Annotated in this window: 26 protein-coding genes and 1 tRNA gene; 8 read left to right on the forward strand and 19 right to left on the reverse strand. The window is 65.5% G+C overall.

Annotation, left to right across the window (positions count from 1 at the left end; genetic code table 11):
- Positions 1–14 precede the first annotated feature (14 nt).
- The 9 genes from AC5P7F_RS00590 to AC5P7F_RS00630 form a co-directional block, all read right to left on the reverse strand.
- The gene (locus tag AC5P7F_RS00590; protein WP_481462383.1) at positions 15–1,946 is read right to left on the reverse strand and encodes a DNA primase family protein; all 1,932 of its coding nucleotides are present in this window, start codon (positions 1,944–1,946) and stop codon (positions 15–17) included.
- Positions 1,947–2,015: 69 nt separating this feature from the next.
- Complete coding sequence (locus tag AC5P7F_RS00595) at positions 2,016–2,198, reverse strand: ribbon-helix-helix protein, CopG family (RefSeq protein ID WP_141098938.1); 183 nt, start codon at positions 2,196–2,198, stop codon at positions 2,016–2,018.
- A 490-nt stretch (positions 2,199–2,688) separates the two neighbouring features.
- A complete protein-coding gene (locus AC5P7F_RS00600; protein WP_006375902.1) occupies positions 2,689–2,952 on the reverse strand; it encodes a hypothetical protein in 264 nt (87 codons plus the stop codon).
- Positions 2,953–2,961: 9 nt separating this feature from the next.
- Entirely contained in the window at positions 2,962–3,213 is a 252-nt protein-coding gene (locus tag AC5P7F_RS00605) for a hypothetical protein (RefSeq protein ID WP_006375905.1), read from the reverse strand.
- Entirely contained in the window at positions 3,206–3,715 is a 510-nt protein-coding gene (locus AC5P7F_RS00610; protein WP_481462423.1) for a DNA N-6-adenine-methyltransferase, read from the reverse strand. Before AC5P7F_RS00610 ends, AC5P7F_RS00605 begins: the two co-directional genes overlap by 8 nt.
- Positions 3,716–3,969: 254 nt before the next feature.
- Positions 3,970–4,323, reverse strand: a complete 354-nt coding sequence (locus AC5P7F_RS00615; protein WP_481462382.1) for a hypothetical protein — start codon at positions 4,321–4,323, stop codon at positions 3,970–3,972.
- A 105-nt stretch (positions 4,324–4,428) separates the two neighbouring features.
- Positions 4,429–5,160 (reverse strand): hypothetical protein, encoded by a 732-nt coding sequence (locus AC5P7F_RS00620; protein ID WP_006375976.1) that lies wholly within the window; start codon positions 5,158–5,160, stop codon positions 4,429–4,431.
- Positions 5,160–6,683, reverse strand: a complete 1,524-nt coding sequence (locus tag AC5P7F_RS00625) for a DUF6538 domain-containing protein (RefSeq protein ID WP_481462381.1) — start codon at positions 6,681–6,683, stop codon at positions 5,160–5,162. The genes AC5P7F_RS00620 and AC5P7F_RS00625 overlap by 1 nt, the downstream gene beginning before the upstream one ends.
- Before the next feature lie 83 nt (positions 6,684–6,766).
- A tRNA-Ser gene (locus AC5P7F_RS00630) sits at positions 6,767–6,856 on the reverse strand.
- Positions 6,857–6,980: 124 nt separating this feature from the next.
- Between AC5P7F_RS00630 and AC5P7F_RS00635 the strand changes: the two genes are divergently transcribed.
- Positions 6,981–8,054: a DUF4241 domain-containing protein gene (locus AC5P7F_RS00635; RefSeq protein WP_164077071.1), complete on the forward strand. Its 1,074-nt coding sequence runs from the start codon at positions 6,981–6,983 to the stop codon at positions 8,052–8,054.
- A 55-nt stretch (positions 8,055–8,109) separates the two neighbouring features.
- Here the strand turns inward: AC5P7F_RS00635 and AC5P7F_RS00640 are convergent, their stop codons facing one another.
- Complete coding sequence (locus AC5P7F_RS00640) at positions 8,110–9,102, reverse strand: LysR family transcriptional regulator (protein WP_005410175.1); 993 nt, start codon at positions 9,100–9,102, stop codon at positions 8,110–8,112.
- 127 nt (positions 9,103–9,229) lie between these two features.
- On the opposite strand from AC5P7F_RS00640, the gene AC5P7F_RS00645 reads away from it, so the two are divergent.
- Positions 9,230–9,817 carry an FMN-dependent NADH-azoreductase gene (locus tag AC5P7F_RS00645; RefSeq protein WP_014647610.1) on the forward strand — a complete coding sequence of 196 codons (588 nt, stop codon included), beginning with the start codon at positions 9,230–9,232 and terminating at the stop codon, positions 9,815–9,817.
- Between the two features lie 136 nt (positions 9,818–9,953).
- Positions 9,954–10,316 carry an SH3 domain-containing protein gene (locus tag AC5P7F_RS00650; RefSeq protein ID WP_053495993.1) on the forward strand — a complete coding sequence of 121 codons (363 nt, stop codon included), beginning with the start codon at positions 9,954–9,956 and terminating at the stop codon, positions 10,314–10,316.
- A gap of 66 nt (positions 10,317–10,382) precedes the next feature.
- Here the strand turns inward: AC5P7F_RS00650 and serS are convergent, their stop codons facing one another.
- A complete protein-coding gene (serS, locus tag AC5P7F_RS00655; RefSeq protein WP_014647612.1) occupies positions 10,383–11,663 on the reverse strand; it encodes a serine--tRNA ligase in 1,281 nt (426 codons plus the stop codon).
- A 113-nt stretch (positions 11,664–11,776) separates the two neighbouring features.
- On the opposite strand from serS, the gene AC5P7F_RS00660 reads away from it, so the two are divergent.
- Entirely contained in the window at positions 11,777–12,415 is a 639-nt protein-coding gene (locus tag AC5P7F_RS00660; protein ID WP_032961647.1) for an energy transducer TonB, read from the forward strand.
- 119 nt (positions 12,416–12,534) lie between these two features.
- Positions 12,535–13,107 carry an energy transducer TonB gene (locus AC5P7F_RS00665; protein WP_049442486.1) on the forward strand — a complete coding sequence of 191 codons (573 nt, stop codon included), beginning with the start codon at positions 12,535–12,537 and terminating at the stop codon, positions 13,105–13,107.
- Between the two features lie 262 nt (positions 13,108–13,369).
- Here AC5P7F_RS00665 and aroA read toward each other — a convergent pair whose 3' ends face one another.
- From aroA to AC5P7F_RS00685, 4 genes are all read right to left on the reverse strand, one after another.
- Entirely contained in the window at positions 13,370–14,677 is a 1,308-nt protein-coding gene (gene aroA / locus AC5P7F_RS00670; protein WP_164077072.1) for a 3-phosphoshikimate 1-carboxyvinyltransferase, read from the reverse strand.
- Positions 14,678–14,753: 76 nt separating this feature from the next.
- Positions 14,754–15,953, reverse strand: coding sequence for a prephenate dehydratase (gene pheA / locus AC5P7F_RS00675; protein WP_014647616.1), 1,200 nt, complete (start codon positions 15,951–15,953; stop codon positions 14,754–14,756).
- Between the two features lie 51 nt (positions 15,954–16,004).
- Positions 16,005–17,090 carry a 3-phosphoserine/phosphohydroxythreonine transaminase gene (serC, locus tag AC5P7F_RS00680; protein WP_014647617.1) on the reverse strand — a complete coding sequence of 362 codons (1,086 nt, stop codon included), beginning with the start codon at positions 17,088–17,090 and terminating at the stop codon, positions 16,005–16,007.
- A gap of 472 nt (positions 17,091–17,562) precedes the next feature.
- Positions 17,563–18,369, reverse strand: coding sequence for an FHA domain-containing protein (locus AC5P7F_RS00685; protein ID WP_032961655.1), 807 nt, complete (start codon positions 18,367–18,369; stop codon positions 17,563–17,565).
- A gap of 125 nt (positions 18,370–18,494) precedes the next feature.
- On the opposite strand from AC5P7F_RS00685, the gene AC5P7F_RS00690 reads away from it, so the two are divergent.
- The 3 genes from AC5P7F_RS00690 to AC5P7F_RS00700 all read left to right on the forward strand — a co-directional run bounded on the left by AC5P7F_RS00690 (position 18,495) and on the right by AC5P7F_RS00700 (position 20,583).
- Positions 18,495–18,770: a polyhydroxyalkanoic acid system family protein gene (locus tag AC5P7F_RS00690; RefSeq protein WP_005417302.1), complete on the forward strand. Its 276-nt coding sequence runs from the start codon at positions 18,495–18,497 to the stop codon at positions 18,768–18,770.
- 80 nt (positions 18,771–18,850) lie between these two features.
- The gene (locus tag AC5P7F_RS00695) at positions 18,851–19,342 is read left to right on the forward strand and encodes a phasin family protein (protein ID WP_032961659.1); all 492 of its coding nucleotides are present in this window, start codon (positions 18,851–18,853) and stop codon (positions 19,340–19,342) included.
- Positions 19,343–19,578: 236 nt separating this feature from the next.
- Positions 19,579–20,583: a restriction endonuclease gene (locus AC5P7F_RS00700; protein ID WP_164077073.1), complete on the forward strand. Its 1,005-nt coding sequence runs from the start codon at positions 19,579–19,581 to the stop codon at positions 20,581–20,583.
- Between the two features lie 146 nt (positions 20,584–20,729).
- On the opposite strand, the gene AC5P7F_RS00705 is transcribed toward AC5P7F_RS00700, so the two are convergent.
- The 4 genes from AC5P7F_RS00705 to AC5P7F_RS00720 form a co-directional block, all read right to left on the reverse strand.
- Positions 20,730–21,122, reverse strand: coding sequence for a type II toxin-antitoxin system HicB family antitoxin (locus tag AC5P7F_RS00705; protein WP_041863589.1), 393 nt, complete (start codon positions 21,120–21,122; stop codon positions 20,730–20,732).
- 8 nt (positions 21,123–21,130) lie between these two features.
- The gene (locus tag AC5P7F_RS00710; protein ID WP_080053039.1) at positions 21,131–21,313 is read right to left on the reverse strand and encodes a type II toxin-antitoxin system HicA family toxin; all 183 of its coding nucleotides are present in this window, start codon (positions 21,311–21,313) and stop codon (positions 21,131–21,133) included.
- Between the two features lie 94 nt (positions 21,314–21,407).
- The gene (gene hutC, locus AC5P7F_RS00715) at positions 21,408–22,136 is read right to left on the reverse strand and encodes a histidine utilization transcriptional repressor HutC (RefSeq protein ID WP_197641240.1); all 729 of its coding nucleotides are present in this window, start codon (positions 22,134–22,136) and stop codon (positions 21,408–21,410) included.
- 28 nt (positions 22,137–22,164) lie between these two features.
- Positions 22,165–23,535: a formimidoylglutamate deiminase gene (locus AC5P7F_RS00720; protein ID WP_164077074.1), complete on the reverse strand. Its 1,371-nt coding sequence runs from the start codon at positions 23,533–23,535 to the stop codon at positions 22,165–22,167.
- Positions 23,536–23,541: the final 6 nt, after the last annotated feature.

Genomic DNA, 23,541 nt, shown 5'->3' on the forward strand with positions numbered 1-23,541 from the left:
ATTTGGCCCCGCCTTTACGACCGCCGTTGGCGCGCATCCCCATCTCCCACCTTTCCGCCACCTTGGGTTTCGCTGCTTTCTCGGCCCGCCAACGGCTCACCGAACAGCGCACGAATCTCCAGTTCATTGATACGTTCCTGCAGCTGGAGTTGGATTGCCTTGGCTCTGGTGCGCCCTGCCTCCTCCCTCAACGCATCGGCATGGAGAGCTCCCATCTCAGCCGCCTGCTGCTGAGCGCTCAAGCGGTCGAATCGACGCTCCATCTCTTCCTGCCGAGCCCGTTGCTGTTCGAGGGTGGGCGTCACATCGGTTTCCCAAGGCTCCAAAGACTGAGAGCGCTCCTGCGCCACGCGCAGTGCTGTCACGGTCGCCGATGATCTCAACGGCAGATCGCCACAGGCCTCGCCGACGGTGGCTGCTCCGTTGATTCGCAGGCGCACGCATTCTTCCTGTTTGCCATTGATGCGACGGTTCGAGCGGGCGCCGTCGTCCAGGCCCATCTCTTTCAAGCCTCGCCAGAACTGGCGACCGGTGAGGAGATCGATGTCCGCCAGCCCTTGTCGGTAGCCCCAGTTTTTGTAGTTCTCGTAGACCTGCCGCATGGAAAGCGTGCACTCATCCGTCTCAATGCGCACCACGCGCTCGGCTTGAGCCCAAGCCATGACCTGGTCGCTGCCATGGCGGGCGGCCAGCTTCGCTGCGCGCACGGCTTCGGGCATGTCGGCGTCGGTGTCGGACAACGCCCTACCACGGGCCACGATGCGTCGGGCGCCTTCGAGCATCCAGTCCAGCACAAGCTGGCCTTCCTCTGCCAGGATGTTCTTGACCAGATCAGGGTCGTGCTGGTTGACCGGTACCGCCTTCTTCCAGTGCACGACGGTGAGGCGGCGCCACACCCCGTTGCTCTTGTCGCGGATGAAGGGGGCCGAATTGGACGTGATGATCCACTTGGCCGTGGAATGGTAGCTCGCCAGCTGCTTCTGGTTCTTCCGGTCGATGCCAATGCCATTGCCAGAGACCATCGTCTTGAACCGACCTTCGGCCCACTTCTCGCACTCCACTTCGTCCACCAGGATCAGGCTGGCGCCAATCATGGGTTCCAGGCTGAAGCGGTCGCCCAAAGTTTCAAGGTTGCAGCGGGCCACCTGACGGTGCATCGCTTCCACGATTTCCGCCAGGGTGGATTTGCCAGAACCTGCGACGCCGTGCCACCAGGCGGCCTGGCTGTAGACACCCGGCAACAGGGTCATGCCGCACTGCTCCTGGAGCAGGTCGATGACGCGCGGGTCGTCGTGGGCTTGGCGGAGGAACTTGGCGAATCGCGAGTCAGCCGGCAAAGGCTGGGGCTTGTATGCATGGCCCTGCCTGCCACCACAGGCCACCCTGACCGCGTGGGTCATGCCCAAGGCGGGATCAGGAGCGAGCACATGGAAACCGCCGGGAAGGATTTCCACGTAGCCGTCTGCCACCGGCACGATGGCCCGCTTGGCTTGGGCTGGCATGGGGTTTTTCTGGCGCAACCGAAGGGAAGCCATGTCCCAGCAGTCCTTGGCGAGCTTGGGGCTGCCCGCGAAATCGGCGTTGCGGTCGATCCAATCGGATGCCACACCCACACCTTCCGCGTCGCTGATCGCTTGCCAGTAGGTACCGTTCCAATGGTGTACGATCTCGCCGGTGCCGCTGGTGGCTTGGCACGCCCACAAGCGATCGACGCATTCGGTGGTGCGGCGGGCAAACAGGATGGGGAGCGACGGTGGCTTGCGCTGGCCCTCTCGATCAACCGAGTGGCGGTAGAGCTGCTTGTGCTCCTCTGCCTCCAGGTTGACCTTGCGGGCGGAGGCTTCCGCACCCAGGAAACGCGACGCTTCGAATGGCACGATGTTGCTTGGCTCTTCCGTCGTCGGGTTGACAGCCTTCCCTTTTGGGGACACATTGGTTGTAGACATTGTTGTTGGCTCCTCTCAAACCCTCGCCCTGGCCGGTGGGGGTTTGTCGTTGTGGGGGGACAGGCTTGCTCAGGCAGCGCGCGGGAGAGCGGTTTCCAAGGCGCGGCGAATGAACTCGCTCTCTGTCATCTCGTTTTCGGCCGCAGCGAGACGAAGGCGTTCGGCCAAGGGGCGTTTGATCCGAACGTGCTTTTTCACGCTGGCGCGGATGCTGTAAGTCGGCGGCGACGAGGGATGGGTGGCGGCGTTCACGGTGGCAACTCCGAAGGTGAAAGGTTTGGTGTGTCCCACATGGGGGACACTTCCACTCAACCACTCCAGGAGCTTTCCGCAACCCACGGTTTTTGACTAAACACGAAAACTGCGGAATCTCTCGCACTTTTTCCGGAAGCCCTGTTCTGCTGGCTTTCCCTTCCCTGCTGGTCTTCCATTAGCCAGCAGAAAGAGAAGACCAGCAGGAAGACCAGCAGCTAAAAACCCTTGATTCCAAAAGCTTTGCATTCATAGAAAACCGTTCCGCTGGTCTGCTGGGTCAAAAAAGAATCGGTTTTGAAATTTGAGATACCAACACTTTCCATGCGATTTGGACGCATTTGCACAGGGGAGTTGAATCGAAAGCCAGCAAGCCAGCAGCGCACTTTTAGTCGAAGAAATCCCTTGGGATTCAACGACCTTGCACTACTGGTCTTCCTGCTGGCCTTCGATCGCTGCTGGCTAGTGGAAGACCAGCAGCCGGAAGTTCCTACTCATTTTCGGCCAAACACTCCAGTTGCTCGCGCTTGCGATCGGTCAAGAACGGATGCTGAAACTCCCTCCCGCTTTCCACCTCCGTCACCACCACGTGTTCTTCAATCGTAAGGGCGCCATGGTGCCAATCGATGGCATCCAACTCCGCCAAGGACAGTCGCGCGAATGCCTCCATTGCCTCGGACTGGGTCTGGGCAAAGACCTCAATCACCTTGCTCACCAAGTAGTCACCCCGGACGACGAATTCGTAAGTTCCCATCGGCTCCTCCTAATAGTTGAGGTGGTGGCGCATGGTTGGACAAGGCCAGTTGAGATCTTCGCGTTCGGAACCATCGGGGCTGATGACCTCCACAAAGCCGTAGATCTCCTCCAACTCGGTACGCCAGCCACCGGCATGAATGTCAGCCACTCCCATCGAGTTCAGAATCTCCAAGGCTGCCGCCTCTGAGTCCGCGTCGATTCGGATTTCCAATTCGGCCGTCGCGCGGCCCAAGACAACAACGTTCCAGCGATCAGCCATTGGAGCTCTCCTGGTTCGCCGTGGCCACCTGCCCTACCCGCTGGATGGCAAAGAACTTCCCGTGCAACGCACCGCTCGCCTGCGCTTGCTGAAGGTGATCGGCGGCGCGCTTGCCGTAAGTCACCACCAACGATCCCGACGGCGCTGCCGTGCCGGTGGTTCCGTCGGGACGCACAAACCTCAGCCTCCCACGGGTGAACAGGATCGCCGTCGCGTTGGGGTGGGAAAGCACGCAGTCGTGCATCCATCCCGTCTCCATGTTGACCGGCACCAGGGCGATACCGCCGCCGGGGTGGTTGGCCAGCTTGCTCAACCTCTTCTCAATCCCTTTTCCGTAAGGCGGATTCATCCACACGAATGCCTGCTTGGGCCACGGCGTAGCCAAGCCGTCCTGGCTCGGCGGGATCATCCGGCTGGCCGTGGGTGCGGGCAGCCGCGACGGGTCTTCGGGCGTGCAAGGATCGAGGTCAAAGCCGCGCCTTCCCCCCAGCGCCCTGACGATGGCAGGCGGGGTATATCAATCGACGCTCGTGTGGGCCTTGTCGCTTGCCTTGTAGCAAACGGAGGTGAGCCGGGTGGGTTTAGCCGCTACGAGGCGCTTGGAGCGGGTTGCTGCGTTGAACGGCAGAACGTTGGACTTGGGCTGCATGAGGATTCTCCAGGCAAGGCTCCGTCAGCACGGCTGCGTTGCCGCGTTGAAGAATGGGTTTTGGGAGTTGGGCTTGAACCAGCCCGAGAGGCGCTGCTGGCGGCGGGTTACCACCAAGAGTTGTAGAACACGTCCCAACCGTGGTTGATCAATGCGCGGGCCTGCGCAATGAAGTCCAGATCTTCTTCAGCTCGATCGGGATCCGATTCACCGAAGAAGAAGCCTTGGGTATAAGGCAAATCATCGTTCAGCACAGCCTGTTCCAACGCATCAAGATCGTCCAATCCAAGGAATACGGGAACTTGGTTGAAATCGAAGGGATCAACCTGCCCCGTCCTAGCACTGTGCAACTTGAACATCCAACCATGAAGGTTCGGATGCTTTCGCCAGTAGAAAAATAGTTCTTGAGTGCGATCTCGCACATCAGTGCGGGTCTTGACCGCATACATATCGAGGCCCATCGGCTTGCTCCATCGCCCCGACCACCGAGGCGTTGGAGTAATCATCCGAACTGAGAGCCTCCATCGATACGGATATTGGAGGCCTCCAATATCCGTTAGCAGCCGTTACATTCGCCCATTGCGCTTGTCGGGCATCTTTGGAGGCGCCGGCTGCAGGCGTTCGTGCAGCGCTTGTTCGATCACCCCAGCTCGCGAGGCGTCGAGCTGCTGAGCCAGGTCCCGCAGACGGCTGGCCTGGGCTTGGGCTGCGTTGTTGAATGCGTCCACCCACTGGCGCTTGACGTCAGGGTTTTGCCAAGGCTGGGCGAAGGCCTCGGTCAGCGTGCAGACCCGAATCCCAAGCCCGATTTGCACGCCCAATGCTTGGAGCTGGCGAATTAACGCATCGCTGATGGGTTGGTCAGTCAGTGGCTCCAGGAAGAACTGCTTAGCCTTGGACCCTTTGGCCACCAGAAACGGCAGTTCTGCAGTTAGGAGGGTGTCGATCGCAACGCCCCGTTCGCTCAACGGCTTCCACAGGCCCTTAGCCTTGAGCTCGGCTGCCCAGGCCATCAACGGAACAAGGGTGGTCGAGCGCTTGCGAGTTCCCTTCACCGTGAACAGCGTCCCTTTTGGGGAGTGTTCCTTCAAGAGGTGTTGCAATTGGGCCGTGCTGATCGCCAACACCCCAGCGGCCTCATTGAAGCTCAACGCCACGTCCACCTTGGGCCGCTGTTTCGCTAGGCGCAAATGATCTGCGATCTTCTTCTCCATCTGGCCCACGTTTTCGGTGCCAGAGAGCTTGCCGAGAAAGCGATCGATGGCGCGGCGGTAAGCATCAGCAGCAGTAAGGGCCATTAGTTCGGCTCGCTCCCCTTACGGCCGACCTTTGAAGAGCGCGCGGCAGCATTGCTGCTTCGCCGCCCGACCTTGCGCGCCGGCAGGGTGCGCAGCGCCTCCAGGTCGATTCCGTAATCTAGGACACCCAAAGCTGGCGTTCCTCCGGCACCGTTGAGCTTCTCACTCACCGTAAAGGGCCTGCTGTAAGTCGCGTGGTGTTCGTCGTCCAATTCGTGGCCGACGATTTGGGCTCGCATCTCAGAGGCCACACCGCTGCCCTGCATCTCCTGAATCACGGTCTTTCGGAGACTATGGAAACCACGCTTCGCTTTCGGCCACCCACCACTGTGCTTTTGGAGGTAGTAGCTGAACGCCTTCGATATCCAGTTCCCCGCACCATTCTTGGCCTTACTGTCAGCCTGCGGAAACAATCGCCAGTCCCCGCTCTCTCTTCGTTCGGCGACGTAGTCCAAGAAACCGAGCTTGATCAGGTCGGGATGCAACGGGACGACCCGATTGGAAACATCGGTCTTCAACCGCTGATCCTCCCCCTCATCGGTAAACCGTATGCACGGGATTCCCTCCTCCTCCTTGACGTCGAGGGTGAACAGCTGCCCCACCTCACCCGCCCGGGCGCCCGTATACAGGCCCAAAAAAGCCGCCCAGCGCGCTCCCGTTGAAAGCTGCCTGAAGCTATCGGGTGCGAAGAGTTGATGGACCTGGTCCAAGGTAAAGGCCTGGAAGCCAAATTTTCTACGCTTGCGCTTCTCGGCCATCGAAACGCTGACATGACCTGCGGCGACGTTGTCTCCCTTGAGCACATAGCCTGAAGCCATTGCCCAAGTGAAGAATCCTCTCTTACCTGCGAGGTAGCTCTGGCGATTGTTGAGCGTAGAGCGCGTTAACCCGCGCTTGGCCAAATGGTCGTAGAAGCGGGCCATCTCAGGCCGCGTGATGGTATGCAGCTCGCGCTCGGCGCCCAAGAACTCGATCAGCTCTGTCACGGGAAGCAATTTGATGCCGACCGTTTTGACCTCGATGTCCTCGGCGGCGACTTTGTCCTGCCAGATTCGCTTCGCATCGATCAGGCTGATCGTCTCAGCTGGCAGGGGCTGCGCCGCCGCTGATTCCAACGGGTTTGGCCCAGCCGCCGCCGGAACTGCACCCGCATCACGGAAGTGGAACTTGCCGATTTCTTCCAGCGCCTCCATTGCTCGAGCGTGGTCGGCCGCATCCGTGGTCCGAAGACGGAAGCCTGGCAAATCAATTTCATAACGTCTGGAGCCGTTCTCCGCGACGCTGCGGAGAACATCCTCAACCGTGAGTCCCTTCTTGGTCATGCACCCATCCCTGATGGCATCGAATGCTTGAGCATAACGCTGCGCGATGGCCAAGGCAGCCACTCTTGCGCTATGCAGTTGGATGCCCAAGGGATGCTTGACGAAAGGTTTGCCGACGATGCCGCGCATGTCCGTCGGAACGCGCATGCGAAACTGGTAACGACCTGTGGAAGAGCGAGTGAGATAGCTTGGTAATCGCATCGGAGTTGTGCCCCGATTTGTGCCCCAAGCCGCCCTTCAAGACCCTAAAAAATGTCGTTTAAAAACAAACGCTTACTAAGGATTGGCGGAGAGAGTGGGATTCGAACCCACGGAAGGTTTAACCCTTCGCCGGTTTTCAAGACCGGTGCCTTAAACCGCTCGGCCATCTCTCCAATCGGGTCCCGGTCGCCCGGGCAGCGCCGTATTCTCGCACGTGAAGGGCATTTGCCCAAGACCACCTTGCCCCTGCCCTCCGCATCCGGCACGGTGGGGGCCTTCACCGCACTCGGAGCCGCCATGGCCCATCTCGATCTGGCCAACCTGCGCACCTGCTTGCTGGACGACACCCAGCTGGCCGCTGTGGCCCTGCACCGCACCTTCGCCGGGCACCTGCCGGTCAGCAGCGGGCATCTGGTGGTCTGCGATCCGTTGGTGCAGGCCGAGGCGCCGGCGCTGGCCGACTACACCGCCCCACAGGGCCGGCATCCGGTCGAGATCATCGTGCACAGCGGCCGCCCGGCGTTGGCCGTGGTCTGGTTCAAGCCACGCGAAGCTCTCACCGCGACCGCCCTGCACTGGCAGATGGCGCGCTGGACCACGCAGGATCTAACCGGCCTGGATGAGGACAGCTTCATCGGCTACCCGGTCGACGCTGGCATCGGTTGCTTCATGGACACCGACACCCAGCAGGCGCTGCTGGCCCTGATCGAACGGGCCGATGGCGACGAAGACGGTGAATGGTCGGATGCACTGATCGACCACGATGGCCTGGATGAAGGCGCCGAATATCGCCCCTGGGGCGAGGACTCGCCGCACGGCCTGGTGGTGTTCACCAGCGGCTGGGGCGACGGTGTCTATCCCAGCTACTGGGCGCTGGATACGTCCGGCATTCCGGTCGCCCTGGTCACCGATTTCCTGTGCATCCAGGGCGGCGACGGGCGCGACGAGCGCGAGATTGCCGACCAGGCCTATCGCGACAACCTGCCAGCTGCGGAAGCCGAGGCGCTGGCGCGGCTGGTGGCTGCAGTAGAACGAGACGACGCGGAGGCATTGCAAACCCTGTTGGAGGATGCGCCGCAGCGCGCCAACCTGATCGAACCGGGCTGTGGCGGCACCGCCCTGTACGAGGCGATCCGCCTGGATCGTCCGCAGGCATTGCGGGTGCTGTTGCAGGGCGGCGCATTGCCGGCAATGCCCGAACGCCTGCACATGAGCAAGGTGACCAGCTATCTGGACTATGCGCGATTCCTGAAGAAGCCACGCAGCGCGGAGCTGATGGCGGTGCTGGAAGCGCCCGTCGTTGCAGCCGGACCGCCACCGGCCGCACCGCGACGCCGTAGTTTCTGGGACCGGCTGTTCGGCCGGAACTGATCGGCGCCGGAATACAGCAACGCCGGGCATGGCCCGGCGCTACCTTCGCGCCTTCTCAGCCGGCATCCACCGCCAGCGCACCCAGTGCACTGGCCTTGATCCGCTCCTTGGCCTTTTCACAGGCGCCACCGCAATCCAGGCGCGAGGCCTCCAGCTGCGGCGGCAGGTGCTCGGCCAGGAAGTCGATGAAGACGCGCACCGCCGGCAGCAGGCCGCGGCGCGAGGCGAACACGGCGTGGCACACGCCCTGCGGCAGCGACCAGTCCGGCAGCACCACTTCCAGCTCGCCATTACGCACGGCGTCGGCGCACACGGTTTCCGGCAGCATGGTGATGCCGAAACCGTCCTTCACCATGCTCTGCAGCAGCGGGAAGTCGAAGCCGGCCACGCGCGGCTGCAGGTCGACCCGGCGCACTTCGCCTTCCGGGCCATGCAGTTCCCAGCGCTGGCGGGCTTCGTCTTCGCTGATGCTGAGGGTCACGTGCTGGGTCAGCTCTTCCGGGTCCTTGGGGCGGCCGGCGCGGTCGAGGTACTTCGGGCTGGCCACCAGCAGTTCCTGCACCTGGCCGAAGCTGCGCATCACCAGGCTGCCGTCGTCGTCCAGGCGCGAACGCACGCGCAGGGCCACGTCGTAGCCTTCGTTGATGATGTCCACGCGGCGGTTGCTGATGTTCAGCTGCAGCCGCACCTTCGGATACTGCTCAAGGAACTTGGGCAGCAGCTTGGGCAGCTGCATCTGCGCCAGTGACACCGGCACGCTGGCGCGCACCACGCCGCGCGGTTCGGCGCTGAGGCGGTCCACCACTTCGCGGGCGGCCTGGGCCTCGGCCAGCATCGTCTGCGCATGCCGGTGCACGCTGGTGCCGACGTCGGTGACCGCGAAACGGCGCGTGGAGCGCTGCAGCAGGCGCACGCCCAGGTCGGTTTCGAGCTGGCTGATGCGGCGGCTCAGTCGCGACTTGGGGATGCCCAAAGCGCGCTCGGCGGCGGCGAATCCGCCGTGGTCGACCACCATCGCGAAGTAGTACAGGTCATTCAGGTCATGCATGCCCGAGTTCCATATCTAGAACAATACGTGGCATTCAATCACCTTTATTCCGCCTTTGCAACAACCTATCGTTCTCTCCGTCGGCGGGGCCACCCCGCCCCCTCCTCCCAGAACATAGGTGACTGCCATGAAGCTTCTGCATCTCGACGCCAGCGTGCTTGGCGACAACTCCGTCTCGCGCCAGCTGTCGGCCGCCGTGGTCGCCCGCCTCGCCAGCCAGATCGACGGCCTGCAGGTCGATTATCGCGATCTTGACGCCAATCCGGTACCGCACCTGCGCAGCAGCTCGCTGGCCAAGACCGACGCCGCTGAAGCGACCGATGCTGAACAGGTGATGCAGCAGTTCCTGGAGGCCGACATCGTGGTGATCGGCGCGCCGATGTACAACTTCAGCATCCCGTCCACGTTGAAGGCTTGGATCGACCGCGTGGCCGTGGCCGGCCGCACCTTCAAGTACACCGAGAACGGCCCGGTGGGCCTGGCCGGTGGCAAGCGGGTGATCATCGCCAGCAGCCGTGGCGGCATCTATACCGACTCGCCGGCCGACTTCCAGGAGCCGTTCCTGCGCCAGGTGTTCGCCTTCATGGGCATCAACGAAGTCGAGTTCGTGCGCGCCGAGGGCATCGCCTACTCGCCGCAGCACCGTGAAGACGCCATCGCCGGTGCGCTGGCGGCGCTGCCGTCGCACGAAGCGGCCGAAGCCGTCGCGGCGTAACGCGTTCCAACGTTCGGCGCCCCTCTCTCCTCGTCTGGGCGCTGAACGCGGGCCGGGATCCCCTCCCCCTCCCGGCCCACCCTGGCGGCCCCGCTGTGCGGGGCCGTTTTCTTTTGCGGCGCGCTAGGCTGGGGGCATGAACTACATCGTGACGGCTGCGCACCGCAGCGAATTTCCGCACCCGATCATCCTGCGCCGCGGCCAGGCGCTGGTGGTGGGCGAACGTTATGAAGGCCCGGAGGGCTGGGACGACTGGTTCCTCTGCGAGGCCGAGGGGCAGCAGCCCGGATTCGTGCCGGCGCCGGTGATCGGCCGCGATGCGCAGGGTGGCGCGTTTGCCACGCAGGATTACTGCGCGCGCGAACTGGATGTGGACCCCGGGCAGACGCTGCGCGGGATGCGCACGCTCAATGGCTGGGCATGGTGCGTGCCGGAGAACGGCGAACCGGGATGGGTGCCGCTGGAGAAGCTGCGGGCCATAAAGGAGAGCCGAGCATAGGCTCGGCTCTACACAGATCTGTAGCGCCCGAGCCCATGCTCGGGCGGCGGCGCGCAGCGCCGGCTATCAGCCAATGGTTTCCAGGCCACCCATGTACGGGCGCAGGGCCTCCGGCACGGTGATGCTGCCGTCGGCGTTCTGGTAGTTCTCCATCACCGCGATCATCGCGCGGCCAACGGCCACGCCCGAGCCGTTCAGCGTGTGCGCCAGCTCCGGCTTGCCGGTGGCCGGGTTGCGCCAGCGCGCCTGCATGCGGCGGGCCTGGAAGTCACCACAGTTCGAGCACGAGGAGATCTCACGGTAGGTCTCCTGCGACGGCAGCCAGACTTCCAGGTCATAGGTCTTCACCGCCGAGAAGCCCATGTCGCCGGTGCACAGCAGCACCTTGCGGTACGGCAGGCCCAGCTTTTCCAGCACCACTTCGGCGCAGCGGGTCATGCGCTGGTGTTCGGCGTCGCTGTCTTCCGGGCGGCTGATCGAGACCAGCTCGACCTTCTCGAACTGATGCTGGCGGATCATGCCGCGCACGTCGCGGCCACCGCTGCCGGCCTCGGCACGGAAGCACATCGAGTGGGCGGTCATGCGCAGCGGCAGGCGCTCGGCGTCGACGATCTCATCGCGCACGATGTTGGTCAGCGGCACTTCCGAGGTCGGGATCAGGTAACGCGTGGAGTCGCCCACGGCGGTCTTGAACAGGTCGTCCTCGAACTTCGGCAGCTGGCTGGTGCCGCGCAGCGAGTCGGCGTTGACCAGCAGCGGCACGTTGGTCTCCTCGTAGCCGTGCTCGCCGGTGTGCAGGTCGACCATGAACTGGGCCAGGGCGCGGTGCAGGCGCGCGATCGGGCCACGCAGCACGGTGAAGCGCGAGCCGGACAGCTTGGCCGCGGTCTCGCCGTCCAGCCAGCCGTTGCGGGCGCCCAGTTCGACGTGGTCGAGCACCTTGAAATCAAACTGGCGCGGGGTACCCCAGCGCGCCTGCTCGACGTTGTCGTTCTCGTCGGCACCGGCCGGCACGTCGTCGGCCGGCAGGTTCGGAATGCCCATCGAGATCGCTTCGATCTTCTCGCGCAGTTCGTCCAGCGCCACTTCCGAGGCCTTCAGCTCGTCGGCGAAGGCAGCGACCTCGGCCATGATGGCCGAGACGTCCTCGCCCTTGGCCTTGGCCTGGCCGATGGCCTTGGAACGGCTGTTGCGCAGGCTCTGCAGCTCCTGGGTCCGCACCTGGATGCGCTTGCGATCCGCCTCCAGGGACTCCAGGGCAGACACGTCGAGCTCGAAGCCGCGGCTGGTGCGCAGGCGTTCGGCGAGGTCGGCGGGCTGGTGGCGGAGCAGGGCTGGATCAAGCATGGCAGGTGTCGTGGTGGGTATCAGGGATAGGATTATCGCTTGTTATACGGATTTCTGCCGCCCGGTTCATTCCTGGCGTGGCAGAATCGGGCTATTCCGTACTGGTCCGGTCCATGTCTGCACCCCGCTCGTCGTCCGCCAAGTCGTTCACTGTGCATATCCCGCGCAACGCCCTGAAGATCGCCGGCATCGCCTTCGGCGTGGGCGTGCTGTTGTTCGTGCTGGTCTGGTTGACCGGCCGCGACAAGGAGTTCTTCCGTGCCGATCCGGCCGCGCAGACCCCGCAGGAGACCGCGCAGGTGGAACCGCTGCCGGAACCGCTGGCCGCCGCCGCAGGCTCCAGCGACATGCCCGATGCCAAGCCGGCCCCGGTAGAGGACGACGCCCCGAAGCTGGTCGAAACCGCCCCGCCGCCGCCGGCGCCCATCGCTGAACCGGCCCCGGCCACGCCGAGCCCTGCGCCAGCCGCCACCGGCAACAGCCAGCCGATGCCGATTGCCGGCCAGTCGCCGCCGCCGGCCTACCCGGCCGCGGCCCTGCGCGCGGGCGAGACCGGCAGCGTGGTGGTGCGCGTGGACGTGGATGCCACCGGCTACCCGAACAATGCCACGGTGATCCAGCGCAGCGGCTCACGCGAGCTCGACCGTGCCGCCACCGACGCCGTGCGCCGCTGGCGTTTCACCCCGGCGCAGAGCAACGGCCAGGCCGTACCGGGCAGCATTGAAGTGCCGTTCGACTTCAAGACCCAGTAACTGAACGTTTCCCGGCAGGCAACCTGAACCCTGCCGGTGACGTTGACGCAACGCTGACACTTCCCGCCACTGGCCCGCGCAACACTCTCCCCGTCGTCCATTGACGGAAGGAGTTTGCGATGACCGCCACCACCCACGAAGACCTTCATTCGCCGCAGCTGCAGCAGGACGCCAGCGAACAGCACAAGCCCACGTCGCCCTGGATGTGGATCGCGCTGATCGTGGCGATGTTTGCCGCCGCGCTGCTCTGGCTGCGTCACTCGAATCAGGAAGACGTGGCGCCGGCACCGGTCGGCGAGCGCATGCTGCCCGCCCCCGAGCAGGCGCCGGTGGCCGACGCGCAGGAGCCGGCGGCCCGCCAGGCCGCACCGGTCGGCAACCAGCGCAAAGCCACCCCTGCGGTACGCAATCGCGAGGCGCGCCCGCTGGCAGGCAACATCAAGCCGACCTACCCCGCCGCCGCGCTGCGTAATGGCGTACAGGGCAGCGTGATCGCCAGCCTGAATGTCGATAGCCGCGGCCAGGTGACCAATGCCGCGATTGTTTCGCGCAGCGGCGAACGCAGCCGTGACCTGGATCGCGCGGTGCTGAGCGCCGTGCAGAACTGGAAGTTCCAGCCGGCGATGCATGAAGGCCGTGCAGTGGCCAGTGTGGTGCGGGTCCCGGTGGATTTCCGTACCGAACAGCGTTGATCGCGGACGAGGGGTTCGTGATGTTTAGACGGAGGCTTCGGCCTCCGTCCTTTTATCTGGAGAGGCGTGCCAACCAGGGTTGGCACCTACCGGGCGATGTGAGCGTGCCAACCAAGGTTGGCACCTACCGGGCGATGTGAGCATGCCAACCAAGGTTGGCACCTACCGGGCGATGTGAGCATGCCAACCAAGGTTGGCACCTACCGGGCGATGTGAGCGTGCCAACCAAGGTTGGCACCTACCGGAAAACGCGATCCGCCGATCAGGCCAGGTTGAAGCCGGCGCTGCGCGCCAGGCCATCGAAGTCCGGGAAGGACGTGGCGACGTTGGCGATGTCGTTGATGCGCACTTCGCCGTCGCTGATCTGGCCGGCAATGGTGAATGCCATGGCGATGCGATGGTCGCCGTGGCTTTCGATGGTGCCACTCCCCAGCCGAGCCCCGCCGTGCAGGGTGGCGCCATCCTCGGTCTCGTCCACCTGCATGCCCAGCGCGCGCAGGCCAGTGGCCATCGCCGCAAGACGATCGGATTCCTTCACCCGCAGTTCGGCAGCACCGCTCACCACGGTCTGGCCTTCGGCGGCGGCGGCGGCCACGAACAGCGCCGGGAACTCGTCGATCATGTCCGGCACCAGTGCTTCGGGAATACGCGCGCCCTTCAGCGGAGCGTAGCGCACCACCAGATCGGCCACCGGCTCACCGCCCTGCTCGGCCGGATTCTCTTCGGTGATATCCGCCCCCATCAGGCGCAGCGCGTGCAGCAGGCCGGTGCGACGCGGGTTCAGGCCGACCTGCTTCAGGCGCAGCTCGGAGCCGGGAATGATGCTGGCGGCGACCAGGTAGAACGCCGCCGAGGAAAAATCGGCCGGCACTACGATGTCCGTGGCGCGCAGGCGCTGGCCGCCCCGCAGGCGCGCCTTGCCCGGCGAGAATTCGATGTCCACGCCGAACGCGGACAGCATGCGTTCGGTGTAGTCGCGGGTCGGGTGGGGTTCCACCACGCGGGTTTCGCCCTGCGCGTACAGGCCGGCCAGCAGCACGGCCGACTTGATCTGTGCGCTGGCCACCGGCGAGGCGAAGTCGATGCCATGCAGCGTCTGGCCGCCATGCACGTGCAGCGGCGGCGTGCCGTCGTCCTGGGTATCGATCCTTGCGCCCATCTGCGACAGCGGGCCGGTGACACGGCGCATCGGGCGGCCGGACAGCGACTCATCGCCGATCAGCGTGCAGTCGAACGCCTGGCCCGCCAGCAGGCCGGCCAGCAGGCGCATGCCGGTGCCGGCATTGCCGCAGTCCAGCGGTGCCTCCGGTGCTTTCAGGCCGTCGATACCCACACCATGCACGATGCGCTGCGACGGGCTGGGGGTTTCGATGCGCACACCCAGCTGGCTGAAGATGCGCGCGGTGGCGCGGGTGTCCTCGCCTTCCAGGAAGCCTTCGATATGCGAAGTGCCATCGGCCAGCGCGGCGAACATCACCGAGCGGTGCGAGACCGACTTGTCGCCGGGAATGGTCAGGCTGCCCTGCAGCGGCTGGCCCTTGCGGGCGATCCAGTGTTGCGCGTTGCTCATCGTTCGATCGTTCCGTAAACGCCGGCAGCGCCGGCGATGCATCAGGGAGCGGCGGCCAGGGCCGCCACAGCAGCACTCAGGGCACGGCCACCGGGTAGGAGCCCAGCACCTTGATCTGCGCCGAGTGCGCTTCCAGTTCGGCCAGCGCCGCCTGCATCGGCGCGTCGTCGATGTGGCCGGCCAGGTCGATGAAGAAGCCGTATTCCCACTTGCCGTGGTGCGACGGCCGCGACTCGATGCGGTTCATGCTGATGCCGTGGCGGGCGAACGGGCTGAGCACATCGAACAGCGCACCGGGCTTGTCATGGATGAACACCAGCACCGAGGTGCGGTCGTGGCCGGAGGTCGGGAAGATGTTGCGGCCTACCACCAGGAAACGGGTGGTGTTGTCGGCATCGTTCTGGATCGGCTTGGTGACCACCTTCTTCAGGCCGTATACGTGGCCGGCACTCTCGCCGCCGATGGCCGCTGCGTCGTCGGCGTTGCGCGCACGACGCGCACCTTCGGCATTGCTCGAGACCGGAATCTTCTCGGCCTTCGGCAGGTTGGCGCGCAGCCACGCCGAGGTCTGCATGAACGACTGCGGATGCGCGTAGATGCGCTCGATGTCCTCGATGCGGCCGCTGCGCGACATCAGGAACTGCTGCACGCGCAGTTCCACTTCGCCACAGATCTTCAGGTTGGAGGTCAGGAACATGTCCAGGGTGATCTGGATGGTGCCCTGTCCCGAATTCTCCACCGGCACCACGCCGAAATCGGCGTTGCCCGCTTCCACTTCCTGGAACACTTCCTCGATGCTGGCCATCGGCAGGCCCAGCGCGGAGCGGCCGAAGTGCTTGAGCACGGCCTGCTGGCTGAAGGTGCCTTCCGGGCCGAGGTAGCCGATCTTCAGCGGCTCCTGCTGGGCCAGGCAGGCCGACATGATCTCGCGATAGACATGCACCAGCAGCTCGTCGCTGAGCGGGCCTTCATTGCGGTCCACCACCATGCGTAGCACCTGCGCTTCGCGCTCGGGGCGGTAGTAGTCGACAGCGGCGGCCAGCTTGCCCTTGGCCTTGCCGACCTGGTGGGCGAAGCGCGCGCGCTCGGCGATCAGGCTCTGGATGTCACGGTCGATCTGGTCGATCTTCGAGCGCACATCGGCCAGCGCCAGCGGTGCCAGGGTGGGTGCCGGGTTCGAGGCGGCCTTGGCCTTGCCCTTCGCCTTGCTGGGCGCGCTGTCCTTGGCCGGTTCGGCCTTCTTCGGCGCCTTCTTGCTGGATTTGCTGCTTGCCATCGGAATTCCTTGTTGCGGGACCCGCACCCGACGGTGCGCGCCGTTCATTGCTCAGCCGTGACGCTGCTGGAAATCGGCCATGAAGGCGACCAGCGCCTCGGCCCCGGCCAGCGGCATGGCGTTGTACAGCGAGGCACGGATGCCCCCGACCACCTTGTGTCCCTTCAGCGCCAGCAGGCCGGCAGCCTTGGCTTCGGCGACGAAGCGGGCATCAAGCCCGGCATCGGGCAGGAAGAACGGGATGTTCATCCGCGAGCGTGCCGCATGCGCGACCTCGTTGCGGTAGAAGCCGCCGGAGCCATCGATGGCGCCGTACACCAGTGCCGCCTTGGCGGCATTGCGCCTGGCGAATTCGGCCACGCCGCCTTCGGCCAGCATCCACTTGAACACCAGGCCGGCCAGGTACCAGTTCCAGGTCGGCGGGGTGTTGAGCATCGAATCGCGGGCGACATGCGAGCGGTAATCGAAGATGTCCGCGCGCGGCTGGCCAGTGCGCTCGAGCAGATCGCGGCGGACGATCATCACTGCGATGCCGACCGGGCCCAGGTTCTTCTGCGCGCCGGCATAGATCACACCGTAGCGGCGTACATCCAGCGGCTCGCTGGCGATGGACGAGCTGAAGTCCGCCACCAGCGGCACATCGCCGGTATCCGGCACATCACGGAACTCGACGCCGTGGATGGTCTCGTTGGCGGTGATGTGCACATAGGCGGCGTCGGGCGAGAGCTGCCAGTCGGCGCGGGGCGGCAGCGTGCGATAGCCGTCGGGCTCGCTGCTGGCGGCAATGTTGACGTCGACGTAGACGCCGGCCTGCTTGACCGCAGTCTTTCCCCAATGGCCACTGACCACGTAGTCGGCGCGCTGGCCGGGGCTGGCGAAGTTGAGCGGGATGAGCGCCTGCTGGGTGGTGGCACCACCGGACAGGAACAGCACCGCGTAGTCGTCGGGGATATCGAGCAGGCGGCGCAGGTCGGCCTCGGCCTCGGCGGCCACGGACATGAATTCCGCGCCGCGATGGCTCATTTCCACGATCGAGGCACCACTACCGTGCCAGTCCAGCATTTCCGCCTGCGCCTGGCGCAGGACCGATTCCGGCAAGGTCGCAGGGCCGGCACTGAAGTTGAACGCGCGCGTCATGTCACACCTGTGGGGCAAGACCCCTAGTATGCCGCAGTGCACCAGCCTTGCGGCCTAGTGCGGCAAGGGAAATTTGGTTTCATTGGAATCCATTCGCCGCCGGCGTGGCGCCGGTAGTCGCCGACCTCGGTCGGCGTACGCCGTCAGGCGTCATGCCCGCCGAAAAAGCGTGCCGACCAAGGTCGGCACCTACCAAAGCCATGCGCCGTCAGGCGTCATGCCCGCCGAAGAGGCGTGCCGATCAAGGTCGGCACCCACCAGCGCGCGGACCCAGCGGATTCAGATCAGCAGCAAAGCCCCGGTAGTCGCCGACCTTGGTCGGCGTACGCCGTCAGGCGTCATGCCCGCCGAACAAGCGTGCCGACCAAGGTCGGCACCCACCAAAGCCGTGTGCTGCCAGGCGTCAAGCCCGCCGACGGAGCGTGCCGATCAAGGTCGGCACCCACCAGGGCGCGGACCCAGCGGATTCAGATCAGCGCGCGCCGAACCAGAGCAGCAGGCTGAGCAGTGCGGCCAGCAGCAGCGCACTCACCAGCAGCCACGGCCAGCGCCGGACCCTGCGCGGCGCGGCCGGCAGCACCGGCGCCTGCTCGGCCTCGTGGCTGGCGTCGTCCTCGGCGGGCAGCGGCCGCCGGCGCGGATCGTGCGGCACTTCCAGCACGAACCGGTGCTGGCCATCGAACACGACCTGGTCGCCGGCCTGCAGCCAGCAGTGGCGCACGGCCACGCCGTTGACCCGGGTACCGTCGGCGCTGCCCAGGTCGCGCAGCAGCACGCGCTCGCCGTGCACTTCCACGCGGGCATGCTGTTCGGCGAAGGCCGGGTCATCGATGGCGATGTCGGCCTCGTTGCCGCGGCCGATCAGGCGGGCCTGCGACAGGGTGAAACTGCGGCCATGGTGCAGGCCACCGACACCGCGCAGCAGTCGTTGCTGCTCGTCGCTGCCATCCTCGTTCTTCGGCGCAGGCGCCTGCAGCAGGCTCTCGACTTCGCCCTGCAGCACCATCTCCACGCCATCCACGTATACCGCATCGCCCGCGCGCAGCAGGGCCATCCGGCGCACCGGTCGACCATTGACGTGGATGCCGCGGATGCCATTGCCGACCTGCAGCCAGAGGCCGCGATCGTCCATGCAGAACTGGGCCAGCAGCAGGGCGCCGTGGCCGGCATCACCGAGCCGCACGCTGCCGTTGGCCTGGCGCACGATGCGCTGCACCCCGGGCCGCAGGGGCTGGTCGGGCTGTTGTTGCTGACTGAAGTGAACTAGCAGGTTCTGCACGCGGCGCAGCCTAGCAGGTTGGTCGCCAACGAAGAAGAACCCACGATGAGTGCTTGGCGCGGCGGCCCTTGATGCGCACAATGCTCGCCCTCTTTGATCATCCCCGCCCTGCGCCAGGAGCCTGCATGTCCACCATCGATGTCCGCCACGCCCACGCCCTGCCCGACGCACAGGCGCGCGCCGCGATCGAACAGGTCGCTGCCAAGCTGTCCGAGCGCTTCGGCCTGAAGTCGTCCTGGACCGCCGACGTCCTGAACTTCTCCGGCAGCGGTGTGGACGGTGCGATCGAACTGCAGCCGGGCGCCGTGCGCGTGACCGCCAAGCTCGGTTTCCTGCTGTCGGCGATGAAGGGCATGGTCGAAGGCGAGATCCAGCGCGTGCTGAAGGAAAAGCTGGGCTGAACCCCAGCGGCGGCCATCACGGCCGTGCAACGCCACCGCGCGCTACTCTCGGGGCAGGCCCAACTCCCACGGGAAGTGCGATGAACCACTACGAGAACGACGACCGCCGCAACGACGACGCCTCTTTCGGTGACCAGGCCGAGCGCTTCTCGCGCAAGCTCAGCGATTCGGCGCAACAGGTCTGGCTGGCCGGGCTGGGTGCGCTGGGGCGCGCGCAGGCCGAGGGCAGCCGCTTCTTCGACGGCCTGGTGAAGGAAGGCGAAGCCTGGGAAGCCCGCCGCCGTGAACGCAGCGGCGAACAGGGCCCGGGCTGGCGTGACAACGTCGAAACCTCACTGGACGAGGCCCGCGAGAAGGCCTCCGGCACCTGGAACAAGGTCGAGAAGGCCTTTGATGACCAGGTACAGGGCGTGCTCAAGCGCCTGCATGTACCCACTGCCGACGAGGTGACCGCGCTGGAAGCCCGCATCGATGCCCTGCACGCGCGCCTGGCCAGGCTGGAAAACCGGGCAGCTTCGGGTGCAGATGCCCCCGCCCCGGGCAGCCATCAATCGCCGGACAGCATTCCCTGAGCGCAATTGTTGCAATGCAATAAATTTTGATTGACAATCGCGAGCAACCCGCCAATCGCTTCGGCTGCCGTTTGTTCCCTCCCCTCACGGCTTCAGGATTGGCGGGTTTTTCGTGTCCGCCGTATACCGATCTGCGCGCTCCATCACGCTTCCTGTCAGGAACATCCTGACCCAGCCGGGCACCGCGACCTTTACACTGTCGCTCTCCGCTTTCGCCCCTTCCGCCCTACTCCTGCATGCTCCCCTGGATCCTGGCCCTGCTGTCGGCCCTGCTTACCTGTTCCCTGGCCGTTGTCTATCTGTGGTGGATCAAGCGGCGGCAGAAGGAGATGCAACTCGGCCTGCAGGCTCTGGCAGGCATGCACTGGCGCGAATTCTCGGTTCTGGTCAAGCGCATGCTGCGCGAACAGCGCGGCCTGCGTGAGCTGATCGATCCGGCCGAAGATGCCCGCGAGCCGAGCAGCGACTTTCTGCTCAGCGATGGCCCCAATCAATGGCTGGTGTCGTGCAAGCACGGCCTGGCCTACCGCATCGGCACCGCCGCGGTGAACGAACTGGGTGCGGCCGCGCGCCTGGCCGGCGCCAAGGGTGGCGTACTGCTGACCGAAGGCCGTATCGAACGCGACGGCCGTGGCGCCGCCGAGAAGCAGGCGGTTGAAGTGCTGGACGGGCCGCGCCTGTGGCCGTTGCTGCAGCCCTACCTGCCCGGCGACATCGAAGCGCGCGTGCGCGCCAGCGCCCGGCACGAAGCGCTGCGCCGCATTGCCATTGCCGCACTGGGTGCGGCCACGCTGGGGCTGCTTGTCGGCCTGGGTCTGCAGGGCCTGCATGTGGAAGAGGCCACTCCGGTCGCTGCGGCGCCGGTGGTGGCAACGCCTTCGGCCGCGCCTTCAGCCGCACCCGCCCCGATCGAAGCAGTCCCTGCGGCCGCCCCCGCTCCCACGCCTGCCGTCGCCCCCGCGACCGACGCGCGCAGCAATCCCAACCCGGATGCCGCCACGCTGGAGCGCTTCCAGGCCGATCTGGCCCGTGCCCTGGCCGGCAAGCCCGGCATCGCCAGCGGTGTCTGGCTGACCCGGCAGACGCTGGCGATCAACCGCACCGGCGAACTGGACGCGGTGTGGCCGCTGGTCTGCGAGGAAGTGCTGCACTACCCCGCGCTGCGCAACGTGCGCATCCAGCTCAACGCCCGCCCCGGCGTGGATGAGCCCGTACGCTGGCGGCAGTGCGCTACGTATTGATGGCGCAGCATCCGCGCATGGCGTGGATTTACTGAACCCCGATGCGCGACCCCTTGGTAGATCCACGCCACGCGTGGATGCCTTTGCAGAGTTGAGCCACACGCGAACAGCAGCCGAGCATCGGCTCGGCTCCACATGGCGCCAGCTCAGCCCAATGCCGCGAGATGGGCGATGTAACTGGAGCGCGATTCACCCGCCGCTCTGGCCTGCGCATCCAGCCTCGCCAGGATCCGGCGTGGCAGGCTGATATTGACCCGCTCGATGGTGTCGTCCAGCAGAGCCGGATCAACGCAGATGTACGCAAGAATCCAACAGATGTCCTTGGATGCCTCGGCGGCGATCTTCTGCGGCGCTGAAGGTGTCGGAATCGAGCGCCCCTCATCCAGGGCCACATCAATCCAGGCGAGCGCCGCCTCTTCCGCCGCAGTGAGCGCATCATCAAGCGTGTCGGCCGCTGAGAAGCACCCCGGCAGATCTGGAACGACCACACCCCACGCGGTGCGCTCATCGCCCGCCTCGATCAAGACTGGATATCGCATGGGCCCTCCTACGTCAGTCCTGCGAGCTTCCGCAACGCCTGCACCAGCCCTTTCCCCAGATCCTTCCTTGGGTGAGGAACGGTGATGATGTGAGGGTGCTGCGAGTGCACGAATACATGATGGGATCCGCGGATCCGACGACAGATCCAACCTGCCGCTTCCAGTTCCCGGATGAGGTCCCTGCTCTTCATGCAGGGACGATACACATCGTACACACGCCCCGACAGAGTTCAAGGCGACAGTCGTTTCGGCAGAGTAGATCCACGCCATGCGTGGATGGAATCCCTATCGCGCGCCCGGCGCGAAGCGCGCCACCAGGTCCCAGGCATCCCCCAGGAACACCTGGCGAACGCGGGTGATCGGCTGTTCGCCACGCCAGGTCAGGCGTTCGATCACCAGGCAGGCGGTACCGGGCTTCACATCCAGCAGCCTGGCGGTGGCAGTATCCGCGCCCCAGGCACTGATGCGATGCTGGGCACGGGTCCAGGACACGTTCTGCAGCAGCCAGCTGCCCGGGGCGGTGGTGCTGAAGTCGACCTCCAACACCTCGGGCACGCCCACCGGGCTGATCAGGCGGTGCTCCAGTGCCAGCGGGCGGCGATCGGCCAGGTGCAGGCAGCGCATCGCCAGCAGCATTTCGCTGCCGGCCAGCTCGACTTCGCCGGCATTGCCGGCATCGGCCAGGCGCAGGTCGCGCTGCAGCAGTCGATAGGCGTACTGATGTCCCCGCGAGCCGACTTCCATCGCGATATCGGGAATCTCCAGCGCCACCTGCTCCAGGTGCGGTGGCTGACGCGCCACGAACGAACCCGCGCGACGGCGGCGCTCGATCATGCCGCTCTCGGCCAGTGCGGTCAGCACCTTGTTCACTGTCATCCGCGAGCATCCGTACTGCTCCATCAACTCGTGCTCGTACGGAATCCGGAAGCCCGGCGCCCACTCTCCACTGAGGATGCGGCTTTCCAGATCGCTGCGGATACGCTGGTTGAGCGTGGCGGACTTGCTGGCCTTCACGTAATGGGGTCTCGGTGGCGGGAGGCGATCAGCCCAGCACGCCGCGCAGGGCGGCAGCGAAGGCGCTGGTGATCGCCTCGCGCTGCAGGTGGCGGCCCTCGGCCACGCACTGGCGGCCATGGCGCCAGACCGATCGCAGCGCGCCATTACGTGCGGCGAACACCCAGCTGTCAAGCCATGCGTCATCCTGTCGCGCCTGCAGCGCCGGGTGTGCGGCGTCCAGTTCAACCAGGTCGGCACTGGCGCCGACCTGCAGGCCGGCGGCCACGCCCAGCGCCTGTGCGCCACCGTGCAGTGCACCTTCAAACAGGAAACGACCGCTGCTGCGGGTGGCATCCGGCGCCAGCACGTTGCGCCCGCGCAGGGTAAGCCGCTGGCCGTACTCGAGCAGGCGCAGTTCTTCGGCCGCGTCGATCAGCACATTGGAATCGGAACCGACGCCGAAGAGCCCGCCCTCGCGCGCGAACGCCTGCATCGGGAACAGGCCGTCGCCCAGGTTGGCCTCGGTGATCGGGCACAGGCCGGCCACGGCCTGGCTGGCGACGATGGCCGCGCGCTCGTCATCAGTGATATGGGTGGCATGCACCAGGCACCAGCGCGCATCCACCGGCGCATGGTTGTACAGCCACTGCACCGGGCGCTGGCCGCTCCAGGCCAGGCAGGCCTCCACTTCGCGCACCTGCTCGGCGATATGGATGTGCACCGGGCCGTCGGTCAGCGGCAGCAACGCACTCAGTTCCTCGCCGGTGACCGCACGCAGGCTGTGCGGTGCGATGCCGAGCACCGCGTCGGGCAGCGCGGCCAAGGCCGGCTTGGCGGCCTCCAGCAGCTGCGCGAAGCCGTCCACGTCGTGGATCAGGCGCCGCTGCGCTGGATTCGGCGCCGCCCCGCCGAAATCGGCATGCGCATAGAACACCGGCAGCAGGGTCAGGCCGATGCCGGTCTGCTCGGCTGCCGCCGCGATCCGTGCACTCATCTCGGCGCGGTTGGCATAGGCGTGGCCCTCGGCGTCGTGGTGCAGGTAATGGAATTCACCGACGCGGGTGAAGCCACTTTCCAGCATTTCCATATAGGCCTGGGCGGCAATGGCCTGCACCGCGTCTGGGCGCAGGTGGGCCAGGAAACGGTACATCAGCTCGCGCCAGCTCCAGAAGCTGTCACCGTCGCCGCCGCCGATCTCGGTCAGCCCGGCCATGCCGCGCTGGAAAGCATGGCTGTGCAGGTTGGGCAGGCCCGGCACCAGGATGCCGACGCGGGTGTCGCCCGCCTGCGCGCCCTGCCCCGTGCTGATGGCCGCGATGCGACCGTCCTGCACCTGCAGGCGGACATCGCGGACCCAACCCTCGGCCAGCAGGGCGTGGGCGGCATGGAAACTGTGCGGGGAACGCGAATCGGACATGGCTGG

Source organism: Stenotrophomonas sp. YJH_SMC_105-26 (assembly GCF_059368915.1).